The 15,133-nt window shown below is 69.4% G+C and carries 26 protein-coding genes and 1 tRNA gene; 23 read left to right on the top strand and 4 right to left on the bottom strand.

Annotation, left to right across the window (positions count from 1 at the left end; translation table 11 throughout):
• Nucleotides 1-43: 43 nt before the first annotated feature.
• The gene (locus tag ACFRIC_RS30605; protein ID WP_382792386.1) at nt 44-493 is read right to left on the bottom strand and encodes a hypothetical protein; all 450 of its coding nucleotides are present in this window, start codon (nt 491-493) and stop codon (nt 44-46) included.
• A gap of 246 nt (nt 494-739) precedes the next feature.
• Entirely contained in the window at nt 740-1,876 is a 1,137-nt protein-coding gene (locus ACFRIC_RS30610) for an ABC transporter ATP-binding protein (protein ID WP_382792388.1), read from the bottom strand.
• Between the two features lie 239 nt (nt 1,877-2,115).
• Between ACFRIC_RS30610 and ACFRIC_RS30615 the strand changes: the two genes are divergently transcribed.
• Nucleotides 2,116-2,189: transfer RNA gene (locus ACFRIC_RS30615), tRNA-Thr, on the top strand.
• A 26-nt stretch (nt 2,190-2,215) separates the two neighbouring features.
• Here ACFRIC_RS30615 and xerC read toward each other — a convergent pair.
• Both xerC and ACFRIC_RS30625 read right to left on the bottom strand, forming a co-directional pair.
• The gene (gene xerC / locus ACFRIC_RS30620) at nt 2,216-3,805 is read right to left on the bottom strand and encodes a tyrosine recombinase XerC (RefSeq protein WP_382792391.1); all 1,590 of its coding nucleotides are present in this window, start codon (nt 3,803-3,805) and stop codon (nt 2,216-2,218) included.
• 3 nt (nt 3,806-3,808) lie between these two features.
• Entirely contained in the window at nt 3,809-4,555 is a 747-nt protein-coding gene (locus ACFRIC_RS30625; protein ID WP_382792395.1) for a helix-turn-helix transcriptional regulator, read from the bottom strand.
• A gap of 124 nt (nt 4,556-4,679) precedes the next feature.
• Here ACFRIC_RS30625 and ACFRIC_RS30630 point away from each other — a divergent pair, with 124 nt between their 5' ends.
• From ACFRIC_RS30630 to ACFRIC_RS30735, 22 genes are all read left to right on the top strand, one after another.
• Nucleotides 4,680-4,886: a helix-turn-helix transcriptional regulator gene (locus tag ACFRIC_RS30630; protein WP_382792880.1), complete on the top strand. Its 207-nt coding sequence runs from the start codon at nt 4,680-4,682 to the stop codon at nt 4,884-4,886.
• Nucleotides 4,883-5,206, top strand: coding sequence for a hypothetical protein (locus ACFRIC_RS30635; RefSeq protein ID WP_382792397.1), 324 nt, complete (start codon nt 4,883-4,885; stop codon nt 5,204-5,206). Before ACFRIC_RS30630 ends, ACFRIC_RS30635 begins: the two co-directional genes overlap by 4 nt.
• A gap of 17 nt (nt 5,207-5,223) precedes the next feature.
• On the top strand, nt 5,224-5,625 hold the full coding sequence (locus tag ACFRIC_RS30640; RefSeq protein ID WP_382792399.1) for a hypothetical protein: 402 nt from the start codon (nt 5,224-5,226) through the stop codon (nt 5,623-5,625).
• On the top strand, nt 5,622-6,056 hold the full coding sequence (locus ACFRIC_RS30645; RefSeq protein ID WP_382792401.1) for a hypothetical protein: 435 nt from the start codon (nt 5,622-5,624) through the stop codon (nt 6,054-6,056). Before ACFRIC_RS30640 ends, ACFRIC_RS30645 begins: the two co-directional genes overlap by 4 nt.
• A complete protein-coding gene (locus tag ACFRIC_RS30650) occupies nt 6,053-6,361 on the top strand; it encodes a hypothetical protein (RefSeq protein ID WP_382792404.1) in 309 nt (102 codons plus the stop codon). The genes ACFRIC_RS30645 and ACFRIC_RS30650 overlap by 4 nt, the downstream gene beginning before the upstream one ends.
• On the top strand, nt 6,358-6,597 hold the full coding sequence (locus tag ACFRIC_RS30655) for a hypothetical protein (protein WP_382792406.1): 240 nt from the start codon (nt 6,358-6,360) through the stop codon (nt 6,595-6,597). The genes ACFRIC_RS30650 and ACFRIC_RS30655 overlap by 4 nt, the downstream gene beginning before the upstream one ends.
• Nucleotides 6,598-6,680: 83 nt before the next feature.
• On the top strand, nt 6,681-7,604 hold the full coding sequence (locus ACFRIC_RS30660; protein WP_382792409.1) for a bifunctional DNA primase/polymerase: 924 nt from the start codon (nt 6,681-6,683) through the stop codon (nt 7,602-7,604).
• Nucleotides 7,601-8,767: a DNA primase gene (locus ACFRIC_RS30665; RefSeq protein WP_382792411.1), complete on the top strand. Its 1,167-nt coding sequence runs from the start codon at nt 7,601-7,603 to the stop codon at nt 8,765-8,767. Before ACFRIC_RS30660 ends, ACFRIC_RS30665 begins: the two co-directional genes overlap by 4 nt.
• A 192-nt stretch (nt 8,768-8,959) precedes the next feature.
• Nucleotides 8,960-9,346 (top strand): hypothetical protein, encoded by a 387-nt coding sequence (locus ACFRIC_RS30670; protein ID WP_382792414.1) that lies wholly within the window; start codon nt 8,960-8,962, stop codon nt 9,344-9,346.
• Entirely contained in the window at nt 9,343-9,744 is a 402-nt protein-coding gene (locus tag ACFRIC_RS30675) for a hypothetical protein (protein ID WP_103554478.1), read from the top strand. The genes ACFRIC_RS30670 and ACFRIC_RS30675 overlap by 4 nt, the downstream gene beginning before the upstream one ends.
• Before the next feature lie 105 nt (nt 9,745-9,849).
• A complete protein-coding gene (locus tag ACFRIC_RS30680; protein WP_382792418.1) occupies nt 9,850-10,362 on the top strand; it encodes a single-stranded DNA-binding protein in 513 nt (170 codons plus the stop codon).
• Between the two features lie 8 nt (nt 10,363-10,370).
• A complete protein-coding gene (locus ACFRIC_RS30685) occupies nt 10,371-10,571 on the top strand; it encodes a hypothetical protein (RefSeq protein WP_382792421.1) in 201 nt (66 codons plus the stop codon).
• Nucleotides 10,568-11,209 carry a hypothetical protein gene (locus ACFRIC_RS30690; protein WP_382792423.1) on the top strand — a complete coding sequence of 214 codons (642 nt, stop codon included), beginning with the start codon at nt 10,568-10,570 and terminating at the stop codon, nt 11,207-11,209. The genes ACFRIC_RS30685 and ACFRIC_RS30690 overlap by 4 nt, the downstream gene beginning before the upstream one ends.
• On the top strand, nt 11,209-11,367 hold the full coding sequence (locus ACFRIC_RS30695; RefSeq protein ID WP_382792426.1) for a hypothetical protein: 159 nt from the start codon (nt 11,209-11,211) through the stop codon (nt 11,365-11,367). The genes ACFRIC_RS30690 and ACFRIC_RS30695 overlap by 1 nt, the downstream gene beginning before the upstream one ends.
• Nucleotides 11,368-11,456: 89 nt before the next feature.
• Nucleotides 11,457-11,633 carry a hypothetical protein gene (locus ACFRIC_RS30700; protein ID WP_382792429.1) on the top strand — a complete coding sequence of 59 codons (177 nt, stop codon included), beginning with the start codon at nt 11,457-11,459 and terminating at the stop codon, nt 11,631-11,633.
• A 102-nt stretch (nt 11,634-11,735) separates the two neighbouring features.
• On the top strand, nt 11,736-12,092 hold the full coding sequence (locus tag ACFRIC_RS30705) for a hypothetical protein (protein WP_382792432.1): 357 nt from the start codon (nt 11,736-11,738) through the stop codon (nt 12,090-12,092).
• The gene (locus ACFRIC_RS30710) at nt 12,089-12,820 is read left to right on the top strand and encodes a DUF6907 domain-containing protein (protein ID WP_382792434.1); all 732 of its coding nucleotides are present in this window, start codon (nt 12,089-12,091) and stop codon (nt 12,818-12,820) included. The genes ACFRIC_RS30705 and ACFRIC_RS30710 overlap by 4 nt, the downstream gene beginning before the upstream one ends.
• Complete coding sequence (locus ACFRIC_RS30715; protein ID WP_382792437.1) at nt 12,817-13,935, top strand: hypothetical protein; 1,119 nt, start codon at nt 12,817-12,819, stop codon at nt 13,933-13,935. Before ACFRIC_RS30710 ends, ACFRIC_RS30715 begins: the two co-directional genes overlap by 4 nt.
• On the top strand, nt 13,932-14,108 hold the full coding sequence (locus tag ACFRIC_RS30720) for a hypothetical protein (RefSeq protein WP_382792440.1): 177 nt from the start codon (nt 13,932-13,934) through the stop codon (nt 14,106-14,108). Before ACFRIC_RS30715 ends, ACFRIC_RS30720 begins: the two co-directional genes overlap by 4 nt.
• Nucleotides 14,105-14,506 (top strand): hypothetical protein, encoded by a 402-nt coding sequence (locus tag ACFRIC_RS30725; protein WP_382792442.1) that lies wholly within the window; start codon nt 14,105-14,107, stop codon nt 14,504-14,506. The genes ACFRIC_RS30720 and ACFRIC_RS30725 overlap by 4 nt, the downstream gene beginning before the upstream one ends.
• 13 nt (nt 14,507-14,519) lie before the next feature.
• Complete coding sequence (locus tag ACFRIC_RS30730) at nt 14,520-14,723, top strand: hypothetical protein (RefSeq protein WP_382792445.1); 204 nt, start codon at nt 14,520-14,522, stop codon at nt 14,721-14,723.
• A gap of 2 nt (nt 14,724-14,725) precedes the next feature.
• On the top strand, nt 14,726-15,061 hold the full coding sequence (locus ACFRIC_RS30735; RefSeq protein WP_382792448.1) for a hypothetical protein: 336 nt from the start codon (nt 14,726-14,728) through the stop codon (nt 15,059-15,061).
• Nucleotides 15,062-15,133: the final 72 nt, after the last annotated feature.

Consider the following 15,133-nt stretch of genomic DNA (forward strand, 5'->3'; position numbering starts at 1 on the left):
CGGAACCGGTGCGTGGCGGCCGGTGTGTCCCGGCCTGTGCTTGCTAGAGATGGCCGGCCGCGACCCCCGAGGCGAACGCCGTGTCGCACACGGGCCGGGCGAAGGACTGGGCGCGCGTCGGCCCGTACGCGCGGACGGCGGCACGGCCGAGGGCGCGGGCGATGGAGACGCAGTGCTTCGCGAGCGACGGGCGGCCGTTCACCGCCTGCTGGAGGTGGGTGAGGGCCACGCCCGGGTCCTTCTCCTGGAGTTCCAGGAGCAGCTTGTCGCGCAGGACGTCCTGCGGGGCGCGGGAGACGGCTCGCGTCGAGACCTCCTCGGAGGACGCGGTGAGCACCGAGCTCGAAGGGTTCCCCGACCAGTTGACTTGGGTGACCGCGAGCGTCCCGGAGAGCACCAGGACTACGGGCAGAACGAGGGCGAGGGTCCGGCCGATCTGGCGGGCGGGGCCACGGCCACGCCGGGGCCGCTGGTTAGTGGTGGAGTGCTTCACGCGAGTGAGGGTAGCGCGGGGTGATGATTTGGCGACATTTAGTCACCAGTTCGGGGGACGGGGAAGTTGGTATTTCGGGGTAGCGGGTTGACGGACGACTACCGTACGGCGATCGAAATGCCCGGTCTGCCGGGGTATTTGTCGACAACGAAGAGGGCCCCGCGGTCGGCCGCGGGGCCCTCTTCGTCAACTTGGGTGAATTCAACCCTTACGGGGGTGAGTTCTTCCGCCCGGATGACGCGGACGTCAGTCGGACAGGCGCTCGCCCGTCGAGGTGGAGAACACGTGGATCTCGCCCGGACGCGGCACGACGTGCAGCGTGGCGCCCTTGTCCGGGACGGCGCGGCCGCTGACGCGGACGACGAGGTCCTTGTGCTCGTCGCCGACCTTGGCGGAGCCGTAGACGTAGCCGTCGGCGCCGAGCTCCTCGACGACGTTCACGGAGACGGCGAGACCGGCCGGGGCGTCCTCGGTGTCCTTGGAGAGCGACTTGGCGGCCTCGCCGTTGTGCTCGACGACGTCGAAGTGCTCGGGGCGCACGCCGACGGTGACCGTGCGGTCGCCCTTGTCCGCGGCGGCCTGGAGGGCCTCACGGTTGACCGGGACGACGCTGTTGCCGAACTTCACGCCGCCGTCGGTGATCGGGACCTCGACCAGGTTCATGGCCGGGGAGCCGATGAAGCCGGCGACGAAGAGGTTGGCCGGGCGGTCGTACATGTTGCGCGGCGAGTCGACCTGCTGGAGCAGACCGTCCTTGAGCACGGCCACGCGGTCGCCCATGGTCATGGCCTCGACCTGGTCGTGGGTGACGTACACCGTGGTGATGCCGAGGCGGCGCTGCAGCGAGGCGATCTGCGTACGGGTGGAGACGCGGAGCTTGGCGTCGAGGTTCGACAGCGGCTCGTCCATGAGGAAGACCTGGGGCTCGCGCACGATGGCGCGGCCCATGGCGACACGCTGGCGCTGACCGCCGGAGAGGGCCTTCGGCTTGCGGCCGAGGTACTCGGTGAGGTCGAGGATCTTCGCCGCGTCCTCGACCTTCTGGCGGATCTCGGCCTTGTTGACGCCGGCGATCTTGAGCGCGAAGCCCATGTTGTCGGCGACGGTCATGTGCGGGTACAGCGCGTAGTTCTGGAACACCATCGCGATGTCCCGGTCCTTGGGCGGCAGGTGCGTGACGTCGCGGTCGCCGATGCGGATGGCGCCGCCGTTGACGTCCTCGAGCCCCGCGAGCATGCGGAGCGAGGTGGACTTGCCGCAGCCGGACGGACCGACGAGGACGAGGAACTCGCCGTCGGCGATCTCGATGTCCAGGCCGTCGACGGCGGGCTTCTCGGAACCCGGGTAGATCCGGGTCGCCTTGTCGAACGAGACAGTGGCCATGGTGATGGGCCCCCTTCACCGGCAGGAACGTGCCGGACGATCCGTTGTAAAGGTGGTGATCCACTATGGAAACGCCCATAGTGGTGTAGTCCAGATGAGTGAACCGGGTCAGGACGCTACCTGGCGTTCATGTGTTCTGTCAGCACCCGGACGCCGATGAAGTTCGCGGAAACTCTCGACAGCCCCCCGCGGCGACCTGGGTACACTGCACGGGCACGCACGCCCCGGGCGCGCGTCAGGCCTCCTTAGCTCAGATGGCCAGAGCAACGCACTTGTAATGCGTAGGTCGTCGGTTCGAATCCGACAGGGGGCTCAACTACAGGGCAGGTCAGGGGACGTTTAACCCTCGGCCTGCCCTTCGCTTTGAGGCTCCTGCGTGAGCGATGCGTGAGCGCCAGTGTCAGAGGCCGGCTTCCGGGCGCGGGGGACAGCCGCAGCAGCCCGCTCCGTCAGCGCCTCCTCGTACTCCTCGAACAGCTCCATGTATGTGTCCGAGGTCAAGCTGATCGTCGAGTGCCGCAGCTTCGCCTTCGCGTCATGGATGTCCCCGCCGCCGGCCTTCACGAGAGCCGCCGCGCCGTGGCGCAGGTCCCGCAGGTTGATCGGCGGGAGATCCTCGGCGGCAACGATCTCGCGGAACGCGTCACTGACCATCTCGGGGTGCAGCCACGTTCCGTCGTCCTGCGTGAAGATCTTCCCTGTGTCCGCCCACGGCAGCCGGTCCTCCAGCCGCTTGGCCCGCTCCGCCGCCTGCCGCTCCCGGTGCGCCAGCAGGACCGCCACCGTCTCCCGGTCCAGCTTCACGGACGCCGCCGACCCGTCCGTCTTCGGGTCCGTCTCGATCGGCGTCCACCCGTCCGTGACGATCTCCTTCGCCACGGCGATCGTGCGGGCCTCCCAGTCGACGTTCGTCCAGTCCTGGCCCACGCCCTCACCGCGGCGCAGCCCGTGGTGCGCGACCAAGTGGTAGAAGGCGTACAGGCGGTGCCCCTCGGCTGCGTCCAGGAACGCGCCCAGCTGGGCCGGCGTCCACACCATGACCGGGCCCGGCTTCACCCCGGTCTCGCGCCAGCGCGCCACCCGCTCCGCCGTCCACAGCATCCCCTTAGGCCGCTTCGCCGAGCCGATGTCCACGTGGGCCGCCGGGTTGAAGGTGATGTACTGCCGGCCGATCGCGAAGTTCAGGGCGGTCCGCAGAGCCCGGCGGATGTCGTGCTTCGTCGCGTGCCCGGTGATCCGGCGGAACGGCGGCATCTCCGCGAGCCTGGCCCGCTCTTCGGTCAGCCGCTGCGCCTCTGCGGCCGGCGGCCGGGACCGCTTGCCCCAAGTAGCCTTCGCCGCCTGCTCGCGCCGCGCCTCGTTCTCCGCGCGGATCGTCTCGTTGCGGTCGTCGATCCCGTCGAAGAAGTCCTGCACGTGTCCGACGTTGAGGCGGTCCAGGCGGTGGTGCCCGAGGCCGTCACGCAGGTGGTAGTTGACCCGCGACTTGTACCCGTTCACGGTCGTCGCCCGCCGCGACTTGCTCTTGGCCTCCAGCCACTCGTCGAGCAGGTCTGCCACGGTCATGACATCCGTCAGTTTCAGCCCGGTGCGAAAGCGGCGGCGCGTCTCTTCCAGGCTGGGCAGTGAGGCCTTCTTGTTCTTGGAGACTTCCTCGAGGAGGTCGCCGATCCGGACCTGGCCGTCTGCGTCGTCGGCGTCGGGCAGGTCGAGCAGGGCCCGGACCTTGTCGAGGTCGGCTTGTGCGTCCTTGGCCGTGGCGTAGCCGGAGCGGGAGAAGGAGCGCCGGCCACCATCCCCGCGGGGAGGGAGCTCCTGACGTACCGCCCACACTCCGTGCCGTCGGGACGACAGCTGCGGGCACGCCTTGTTTAGCGCCCTGCCCTCAGCGTTGCGGCAGTAGCAACGGCGGTACGTCGACCCCTTCATGGATTACTTCCCGGCGTCCCGTTGTGACTCATACCTTTCCAGCCTCTCCTCAAGCTCCTCGATCGACTTCTGCAACTTGTCGCGGTCGACATCTGCCATCGGTTTGGACGACGCAGCCAAGTCTCGCATTTCGTCTAGGCGCACACGCTGTTGTTCCATAAGCCACTCACCTGTGATCGGTTCGTGTATACCCAACTCCTTGCGCCAGCGAGGGCCAAACTTCGCATTCAGCTCTGACTGTCGCTCCAGGGAGATCCGGGAGTAGTGATTCAGTTCGGCCTGAATCTCGTCGAGTTGGACCCTGGCGCGACGTGATTCCATCGCAGCCACCGCGGCTCTCTGGTTTGCCGCCTGCACGGCAGCGATCGCATGGGCCTCAATGTCCCGAGCCTCTTCCACCCTTTCGATATACGAATCGCGACGTCGATGAAGCGCCTTCACTTGCGTGATGAGTTCCTCGATGTCCATCGTTTCCGGGCTCGACTCGGGGTCGCCAATGCTAAGCGCGAGCATTTCCGAGACGGTGCTTTCTAGCGCCCTTGCAATCAGGTCGGCCTCTTGCAACCGGACGGCTCGCTGACCCGACTCGATCTTGGCAATGGTTTGCTGATAAAGGCTCCCTCCTAGCTCGGAGATACGAGTGGCTAGCTCCGCCTGCGATAGCTGCAACAGCACTCGTCGCCGCTTCATCTGACGCACGAAGACGTCTTCGGCCATGTGACCCGCCTGGGTCAGCTCGTGCTCATCCAACGCAACCAACATCCTTCATGCTCAACACGCTACATCCTGATGTTGTTGTTGCACTACACCGCCACCGGGTACATACTCGTGGTGTTCAACCACTACACCGTGAGGGGGTTGAGCGGTGTCAGAGCTGCTCACTTCTGGGGCGCCTAGGTACCTGACCACGAGCGATGTGGCTTCGAGGTACCGCACAGCACCCAGCACCATCCGCTACTGGCGACACATCGGCTACGGCCCCAAGGGCATCAAGGTTGGGCGTCGCGTCCTGTACTCGCTCACCGAGATTGACCGGTTCGAGAAGGCGCTGGCCGACCAGTCCACGAAGGAACCTGCGTGACGACCCCGGCCCTGTCGATCGCCGAGGTGCTGAATCAGCCGGCCCTCGTACCGCTGTGGCCGACCGTCGGCCGGGCCCTGGGCCTCGCCGAGTCCACCACCTACCAGCTGGCAGCCGAGAACAGGCTGCCCATCGAGGTCATCCGACTGGGCCGACGACGGGTCGCCCGGACCGTAGACCTCCACCGCTTCCTCGGGCTCGTCCCGCAGGAGAACGGCGCCGGTCCCGTGTACCAGACGGGATCGCCCGCCGGAAAAGACGAAGAGGCCGGGTACCAGCCGGCCTCTCCTGTCGAGCAATCCGCGCCTACGTCCAAGTAGAAGAACGGAACAGCTCCATGAACAGAGTAACCACGGCGGCAATGGCGCCGTCGACCCCGATCGAGCAGAACGCCAGCCTCGCCACGTCCGTGGCGATCAATGGGGTTCAGGTCCCCGTTGCCCGCCCGGCGGACCAGCTCACCGCCGACCAGGTCTGTGACCTCCCGATGGGCGAGCTTCTCGCCCAGGTGAACGGCAGCCTCGACACCACCGAGATCGACGGCCCGAAGTTCCTCGGCTACGTCACCGTCACCAACTCGGGCCACATCACCATCTACACCCCGGGCCACCTCGGCGACGACACCACCGATGCGGCCATCCGGTACCTCATCACCCAGCACCTCGGCCTGCCGACCACGCTCTTCCCGGACGTCTTCCAGGTCACCCGCTTCACCTTCACGCCGCAGGAGGTCCAGTGACCTTCGAACCCTCCGGCGGCTTCACCACCTCGGGTGTCTGGTACGCCGCCGTCCAAGAAGCCCAGGCCAAGCTGCACCGCGAAGACCCGGGCGCCTGGATCGACGTCAAGGCGATCGGTCATGCGGCCTGGCGGGAGCTCACCCCGGTCGAGCAGGCCCACGCCCTCGATGACTTGTTCGTGGCCTACGTCCTGCGCGTCAACGACGAGCAGCGCGCTGCCCGGCTGGACCAGGCTGCGGCCGAGGTCAAGACATACCTCGTAGGCGACGACGAGCACATCCTTCAGGACCAGCTCGGGACCGTCGACCGGCCGATCGCCGAGGACACGGAGGTCAAGGTGTGCGCCTCGGCCCTCGCGAACGTTCTCGATGAACTCGACCTGATCCGCCACCGCCTGTCGATGCGTGACCGGGAGGGGGAGAAGCAGTGACCCGTACCGCGCAGGACACGTTCCTGTCCGACCAGACCCTGGCCACCGCCCGGGACGCGGCCGCCGACCCGAGCCTCGTGCCGGTCGCCATCACCGCCGCGAACGGTGAGCAGTGCACCTGGTGCGACTGCCCGCTCGCCCTGCACAAGCAGCCCGGCTACCGCTGCGGCGGCTGCCCGACGCAGGCCGAGAACGTCGTCAGCGCCTTCGCCGGCCCCGGCGTCCGCTACGACTTCCCGGCTTGCGACCGGCACACCACCGACATCGTCGCGTCCATCGCGCAGGTCGTCGGAGGTGCCCGATGACCGAGACCCTGCCCGGCGAATGGCCGGTCGACGAGCCCGTCGACCTGGTCCCCGAGGACCTCTACGTGAAGCGGGCCGCCGAGCGCGGGCGGCACGAGATCGTCCTCGGCTCGATCCGCGCCCACCTCGAAGAGCAGCCCAGCCCGGTCGCCGTGCTCACCGCCGTCCGCCAGTGGATCAACGAGGTCATCGCCCTCGGCGACGAGGTCACCCGCGAGAAGCGCAAGGCCGCCTGACCCGCGGGCGGGCGCCGGCTTCCCCCACCGGCGCCCGCCCGCCACACGGACTACCTGATCCAGCTCGCAGAAGAGAGCCGTTCGTGAACGTCGGCATCGAGATCCCAGCCGAACTCCCGGCCGCCGCCGCGGCCTACGCCGCCGCCGGCATCAAGGTCTTTCGCGTCCGCCGCAACAAGACGCCCTACGCCAACTGCCCGCGCTGCGACAAGAACAGCAGCCTGTACGTCCAGCACCGCCCCGAGGCATGCCAGTGCGGGGTGCCCACCTGCCACGGCTTCTGGGCAGCTACCACCGACCCGGCGCTTATCCACAGATGGTGGAGAGAAGAGCCCGGCGCCAACATCGGCGCGCCCTGCAAGCTGAACGGCTGGGCCGTCATCGACGTCGACCCGCGCAACGGTGGAGACCGGTCCCTCCAAGCCCTCGAACAGCGCGCCGGTGTCCTGCCCGGCACGGGCATGCAGCTCACCGGCGGAGGCGGACTGCACCTGCCATACCTGTCGCCCGGCTTCGATCTCCCTGGCGAGCCCTTTCCCGGTATCGACTTCAAGCACAACGGCTACATCCTGCTCGCCCCGTCCGTCCACGCCTCCGGAGGCCGGTACCGCTGGGCAGGAGACGGCCTCTTCCGCCAACCGTCCGAACCGTGGCCGTCGGCGCTGCTGCCCCGCAAGGAGCGCCCTGCCGTCCCTGCCCCGCGACCCGCCCGCCAGCGCTTCCCGGTATACGGAAACAGGCCCAAGGGCAGGCCGGGCGGCGGACGGATGTGGACCGTGGCCGACCTCGTCCAGCACGTCATGGACGCGAGCACGGGCAACCGGAACAACGCCTTCTTCTTCGCTGCCTGCCGCGCCCACGAACTGTCCGAACAGGGCCTGCTCGACCTGATCGACACGCGTGCAGGCCTGATGTCCGCCGCCGCCTCCGTCGGCCTGACCGAGTCCGAAGCCCGCGCCAGCTTCGACAGTGCGGCCACGCGGCCGGGTGACAGGGGGGCTGCGTGACCACCGACATCGACCAGGCCATGGACGCCTACTTCGGTTCGGACGGCGACGAGCCGCCCTATGACTGGAGCGGCGCCGCGCCTGCCGACGCCGACCGTGAGCCCGCGCCCCGTACCTGGGCAGCGCAGGATCTGCGGTCCGTCCTCGACGGCAGCTACAAGCCGCCGCAGCCCAGCGTCGGGCGACGGGACGACGGCGTCGGGCTGTTCTATCCCGGGCGGATGAACAGCGTCGCCAGCGAGTCCGAGGCGGGCAAGACATGGTTCGCCCTGATCGCCTGCCTGCAGGAACTCAACGACGGCAACCACGTCCTGTACATCGACTTCGAGGACGACGCGGGCGGCGTGGTCGGCCGACTCCTCTGCCTCGGCGGCGTACCCGCCGACATCCTCGAACGGTTCCACTACATCCGCCCCGAGAATCAGATGGGCCCAGTTGACGCCGTCGACCTCGGCGCGGTGCTGGAGCTGAACCCGACCCTCGCCATCGTCGACGGCGTCACCGAGGGCATGAGCCTCTTCGGCCTGGAGCTGAAGGACAACACCGACATCGCCAAGTTCGGCCGGCTCCTGCTCCGCCCGCTCATGAACTCCGGGGCCGCCGTCGTCACCCTCGACCACGTCGTCAAGTCCAGCGAGAACCGCGGCCGGTACAGCATCGGCGGCGTCCACAAACTCAACGGCCTCAACGGCGTGATGTACATGCTGGAGAACCGGCGCCCCTTCGGCATCGGCGTCACCGGCAAGTCCACCGTGCGCGTCGCCAAGGACCGGCCCGGCCAGATCCGCAAGAACGGCCTGTCCCACTCCAGCGGCATGCACTGGTACGCCGACCTGGTCGTCAAGTCCGAGACCCAGGAGTACGCGGAGGCCCACCTGTACGCGCCGCGAGAGCGCGACGAGGCGGACCGCGAGGCCGACGAGGACGAGAAGCGGATCAACGGCATCAAGCGCCAGGTCCTCGACGCGGTCCGCAAGGCGCCCGACGCGCTGACGGGCAAGGGCATCGAGGACCGCGTCACCGGCAAGGCCGCAGACATCCGCAAGGCCGTCGCCGCGCTGGTCGACAGCGGGCAGATCGTCGCTCGTCCCGGCCCTCGGAACGCCACCCTCCACTCCATCCCCGACCCTCCTGAATCCGCTGCCGAACAGCCTGCCGCTTGACCTCGTCCCGACCTCGTCCCCACCTCGTCCGGACGCGGTCAGTGAGACCTCGTCCCTCGTCCCACTTCTTTAGGTGGGACGAGGACGAGGTCACACAAGGGGGGTTGCCTCATCAGCCCGGGACGAGGACGAGGTCACCACAACCGCAACAGGAGCCGATCCCATGCCCGTTCTCACCAAGTCCCCCGCGTCGTGAACGTCGACGACATCGTGGCGGAGAAGATCGCCGCCGCCCGCGCCCGCATCGAGGCGACCAAGCGCCGGCGTGCAGCCCTCGCCGCCGCCCGGCAGCGCGGCCTCGCCCACCGGCACGCACAGAAGCTCCGCAACCTCGAAGCCTCCCGGCAGCGGGAAGCTTCCCCGGCCGAGAGTGACGGCCTCGTGTACGACGACGTCGTCGTCGAGGTCACCACCGAGGAGTTCCACGCCGCCGTTCGCGGCTCCCTCGCCCGGCTCGGCCTCACCTACGCCGAGCTCGAAGACCAAGCCCGCCGCCGCGACTTCACCAGCGCCCAGGCGCAGTCGCTCTGGGTGTCCATCGGCGGCGCCGTCAACACCGAACTACTGGAGGAACAGTGACCACCATCGACGCGATCCGCTCGAACCCCCTCATCGACGAGGCAGCCGCAGAACGCATCGCCACCCTGTGGAACGCCGCCTATCCCGGCATGCGCGAGCTCCTCACCACCGTCATCGACGGCCAGCGCAGCTACCTGAACGAGCACCCCGACAGCTCCGTCCGCGCAGAGATCAAGCGCCACGAGGAGACGCGCCTCGCGCTCGGCCAGCTGGACCGCGGCACCTACCGCGGGTGCACCCGCAGCCCCGGGATGTTCGACACCTGGGGCGCGCTGTCCGCGATCAAACGCCTCCCGATGCCGACCGGTAGCAAGCACGGCGGCAACGTCTACCGGCTCGCCGCAGAGCTGTCGGACATCGAGGCCGCCCGCGCGGCGGCACTGGCCGCCAACGCCTGATCCCGCACAGCACCGGCCGGGCCCGCGGATATCGGGCCCGGCCTCCCGCCCAGCATCCCACTAGCTGACCTTGCCGACAGCGGCAAGATCAGGAAGGAGTCCTCCGTGTCCGGAGAGACCGTGATCACCATCGTCGGCAACCTGGTCGACGACCCCGAACTCCGCTTCACCCCGGCCGGAGTGGCCGTCGCCAAGTTCCGGATCGCCTCCACCCCTCGCCGCTTCAACAAGACGACGAACGAGTGGGAGGACGGCGAGGGCCTGTTCCTCACCTGCTCGGTGTGGCGGCAGGCCGCCGAGAACGTCGCCGAGTCCCTCGCCCGCGGCACCCGCGTCATCGTCCAGGGCCGCCTCAAGCAGCGGTCCTACGAGGACAAGGAGCAGGTGAAGCGGACCGTCTACGAGATCGACGTCGACGAGGTCGGCCCGAGCCTTCTTCGCGCCTCCGCGAAATTGGTCAAGAACCCGGCGGGCGCTAATTCCGTACCGGCGAACGGAACTAGCCAGGACCCGTGGGCCGGAGCCAAGCCCGCCAACGGCCAGCAGCAGGGCAGCGGGTGGGGCAACCAGCAGCCCGCCCAGGCCGCGGCCGGTCACCCCGACGAGCCCCCCTTCTAGGAGCCGACGTGACCCCCAACGAGATCCAGATGCTCGTCGTCGGCGCCGCCCTGGGCGCGCAGCTGATGAACCTGCTGCACATGCGGTGGGACGCGCAGGCCGCCCGCCGCAGCGCGGCCGCCTCGCGGGCCGCCCGCAGGCAGGCCTCCGCCGACCTGTTCTACGGCAGCCTGCGCCTGTACCGGCTGCGGAACCGGAGCCGCATGTGACCGCCAGCTGTGGCGCCTGCGAGCGCGAGCTCGAGCACGGCTACCTCTGCCCGGGTGACACGCTCGCCCTGGCGGAGCGGCTGGAGCGGCTGCCGAAGCTGTTCGTCGAGCTCGGCCTGTACCTGGCACCCGGAGCTCGGTCGGCCGGAGAGCGCATCAGCTCCGGCCCGGCCGGGTCCCGGCTCCCCCTGAACGACACCGTCCTCGACCTCCGCCACGGCGGCATCGCCCTGGTGCTGGAGTCCTGGCGCTCGGACATCCACTCCGTGCGCTGCTGGAGTGAGCCCGCCATCACGGGCGGCCTCGACTACCGGGTCATGCACGCTTGCCGGTGGATCGGCATGCAGCTGGAGTGGATCGCCTCCAGCTACCCGGGCGCCGGCGATCTGGCCCGAGAGGTCCGCGACTTGGAGGGCAACGCCCTCTCCATCGTCGGCGCGAAGCCGGACCGCGGCCGGCTCCTCGGCCAGTGCGTCGCTGTCGACGCGTCGGGCGTGGTGTGCGGGGCGCCGATCCGCTACCGCAACGGCGACAAGGTCCTCGTCTGCTCGTGGTGTAGCTACACCTATGAGGAGCGGGACTTCATGACGCTGTACCAGCTGCAGCCGCGCGAGGCCGAGCAGAAGGAGGCGTCCTGATGGCGTCCTACGTGACGTGCCGCGTCCTGACCGGCCGCGGCAACCAGTGCACGGGCGAGGCTGTCGACCCGGGCGCCGAACTGAAGATCTGCGCCCGGCACTTGGCGGAGGCGCAGCGCCTGATCCACGAGGCGTTCCGCCGATCGAGGACGACATGACCACCAATACGCAATGGGGGGTTGTGCTTAACCCCCCATGCGGTATCCTTCTGGAGGTGGAAGACACCCCCTGGCGGGACCGCATCCGAATGGAAGACGAGTTGCTGGAACAGCTCGACGACCAGGCAGAACAGGCCCGCAAACGAAGAGCACAAGCCCTCGCAGAGGGAGTCGGCGAACTCGGCAGCGTCTACGCCGTGGCCAAGGACCGAAAGCTCAGCCAGACCGCCGTCTCGAAGGCGATCAAGAAGTACACAACCGAATAGACCGCGAGGGCCGGACGACAGCTCTCTCAGGTGCTGGAACACCCGAGAGCGCGCGCGTCGCCCGACCCTCTACCGAACATCCTGATTGCACCAGGAGTCGGCATGACCGATCTTTCCACGTCCACAGCTGTGGACGACACCACCCTGACCGAGCCTGTGCGCGACCTGCTCGCGGCAGTGCTCGAAGCGATCGACCTCCCGCATCCGGCGACCGTCGGCGGCTCCGAGGCGCACGACCGCCTGCTGAGTACCCGCGTCGTGCACGCAAGGATCGCCCTGCGCAGCATCCTCGACGACGGCCCGGACATGGGCCCCGCCTGGAACGCCCAGTACCTGCGTGAGCGGCTCGCCCAGCACCCCGTCGCCGGCTACGTGAGCGTCGACCAGGCGGACGCCGCCCTCGCCGAGGGCAAGACCTGGGCCGAGGCCGTCGCGCTCCCCGCAGGGGAGGACCAGTGACCGCCACCCCGCCCGCGTTCGGGCCCACCGAGACGTTCCCTTGCGACGAGAACAGCACGCCGTTCGCTGCCGTCACCCTGTCCTTCACGGTGACCCGCGAGCAGCTGCGCGCCGCGCTCGCCATCGGCCAGGCCGAGCAGGCCGGCGAACCGCCACTGCCGGAGCTGACCGTCGTCGACACCCGCCGCCAGGTCGAGGGCTACTTCGCCGCCGCCGCGGTCATCGAGTCGGAGCGTGAGCTCCAGGCCGTCAACGCCCGGCTCACCCCGGACATGGCCGCCCAGCTGGACGCGGTCATCGACCGGGCGTACACCCGCGCCGAACGGCCCGACCCGCCTCGGCAGGACCCGCGGTACAGCGAGGGCACCGTCACCGTGCAGACCCTCGACAGCGGCGAAGTCACCGTGCCCGAGCCCGCCTGGTGCCTCGGCCACGACGACGAGAACGTCAGCTACCTCGCCGACCTCACCCACAACGGCGCCCGCACCACCGCACCGCTCGTCACCGCGAAGTACGGGCTGGCGCAGATCATGCACGCGTACATCAGCCACGCCCCGCACGCCCAGCAGCAGCCCGAACCGAAGCCGCTGCTGTCCTTCCTCCTCGACGGGCACGGCGACCTCGACCCCGCCGACGGCCACAACCTCGCCCGCGCCCTGCGCGTCGCCGCCGTCCGCATCGAGCGCATGGCCACCGACCTCGACCACCTCCGAGGTGAGGGCCAGTGACCCCCCGCAAGCTCACCTGGGGACAGATCGTTGTCCTCGGCATCGCGGCCGTCGCCATGGTCGTCGTCGGCGGCTTCGGCGCCTGGGGCACGTACAGCAACGCCGTCACCGAGTTCCACCGGCAGGCCACCGCGGCCGGCGTCGTCGCCGCAGGCGAGGGCCTCACCCTCATCCTCGCCCTGATCATGCTGGGGCGGACGATGCTCAACCAGGCCTCGCCCGGCATCGTCCGGGCTGGCATGTGGGTCGCCCCGGTGTCCGCCAGCTTCATCGGCATCTCCATCGCTGGAGACGTCCGCGAGGCAGCGGTGTACGCGGTCACCCCGCTGGCCATGTCCGGTGCCGCCGAAGGCCTCGGTCTGATCGCACGCAGCATTGTCGTCTACCGCACCGGCCTGGACGCCGAGACCATGCGCCGCAACGCGGATGCCGCCCGGCAGCTGGCCTTCAACCGGGCCGTCGCCGACGGCCACCCCGACAAGCGGAAGCGCAACCGTGCGGTCCGCCGGTACTGGCGTCTCGCCCGATCCGTCGGTGTCGGTGACGCCGAGCTCGGTGCCGGCCTGGTCGACGTCCAGCGGACGCGCGTCCGGGAAGGGGCTGATGCGGCCCTCGCATCCATGTACGGCGGCACGGTTGCTACGGACAGATCGTCCGTAGCAAAAACGCCCCGGTCCGTCTCCGCGACCGAGGCCCTGCGCTCCCGGTTCGCTGACATGGACCCGGCCGACGCCATCCGGTTCGCCAGTGATGCGCGACCTGATGCGCCCCCGGCCGAGCTCGCCCACATCCTCGGCACCTACGGCGTCCACGTCGACGCCGTGGTGGTCGCCCTCGTCCTCGGCCAGCGCCCCCCGGAGTACGAAGCGCATCGCCCTGATACGGCTGATGCGCCCCAGGTCAAAGAGCTGGAGCCGCTCGACATGGCGGGCGCCGTCGCCGAGGCCGCATCGACCCTCGGATCGGACGCATCACCCCGGGACATCGCCGACCACATCGCCCGGCACCGGCGCCTCGTCGTCACCGAGCCGTACATCCGCACCGCCCTCTCCCGGGCCGCGAAGAAGCCCACGCCCGCCCCGCAGCCCGACCCGATGGAAGGCGGATACGCATGATGCGCATCCTGTTCGGCCTCGTCCTCGCGCTCCTCGTCGCGTACCCGCCGCTCTTCGACATCGCCCTGTCCGGCACCACCAAGGCGGCGTCCTACCCGCCGCTGCTCGCCTTCGCCGTCGGCGTCATCCTGTGGCCGGGCCTCGCCCGGCGCGTGAAGAGGTGGGTGAAGTGAGCGAGCCCAACCCGTCCAACCTGCCCGAGGCCTACCGGCAGTACCTGGAGCCGGCCGCCCACCACCGCCCGCCGAACGTCCTCTACGACCAGCAGGGCCGCCCCGTCCACTTCACCATCGGCCAGCCGTCGGCCCCGCTCGTCGTCCAGGCGCCCGTCCAGCAGGGCCTCGACCCGGCCCTGCAGCGGCTGATCATCATCACGTTCCTGATCCTCGCCGTGGTCGTCGTCTGCACCGCGGCCGTGTGCGCGGTCGTCGTCCTCGTCGGCGGAACGCTGATCGGGATCATCGGCACCGTCTCCGCGAACCTCCCCATGATCGGGCTGTCCATGGTCGGCGTGATCCTCGCCGCCGGGTGGGCCGCCTCCAAGCTCCGCACCGCCAAGAAGCAGCGCTGACCAGGAGAAAGACGTGAACCGAGAAGCGCACGTGCGGCTGGCTGACGCCGCGGTCACCCGGGCCGAGCGGCTCGCCGGGGCCGCCGAGACCGCCGCCAAGGGCGACGCCCGGCACAAGGCCGTCCCGATCGCCGCGGTCGGCTCCCTGTGGGCCGCCATCGCCGACTCCCACACCCGCATCGCCCGTCTACTGCCCGACACCACCCCGGAGGCCTGACCGTGCCTGCCTCGTACACCAGCGCAGAGAAGCGCCGCCTGGCCTGGCTCACCCTGAAGGCCGCCAAGCAGTCCCTCGCCGGAGACCGGAACGCCGACACCATCGACGACCGCCTCAAGCGCGAGGCCGAGCGGATCGGCGAGCGTGCCGAGGAGCGTGGTCAGGCCGAGGTCGCCGAGCTGGAGCGCCGTCTCAGCCAGGCCCGCCGGGACGCCGCGGGCGCCAAGGTCACCATGCGCACCAGCAGCGGCAAGGACCGCGCGGACGCCCGCCGCACGATGCACGACCACGAGCAGGCCGCCCGCCGCATCGAACGCGAGCTGCGCCGCTACCGCTAGCCGCGCCCCGGGGACGGCGTCACACCGCCAAGCAAGCCGCCGTCCCCGGGCGTCCCACACCTCACCGAGAGG

Source organism: Streptomyces sp. NPDC056738, assembly GCF_042790435.1.
Classification (GTDB): domain Bacteria; phylum Actinomycetota; class Actinomycetes; order Streptomycetales; family Streptomycetaceae; genus Streptomyces.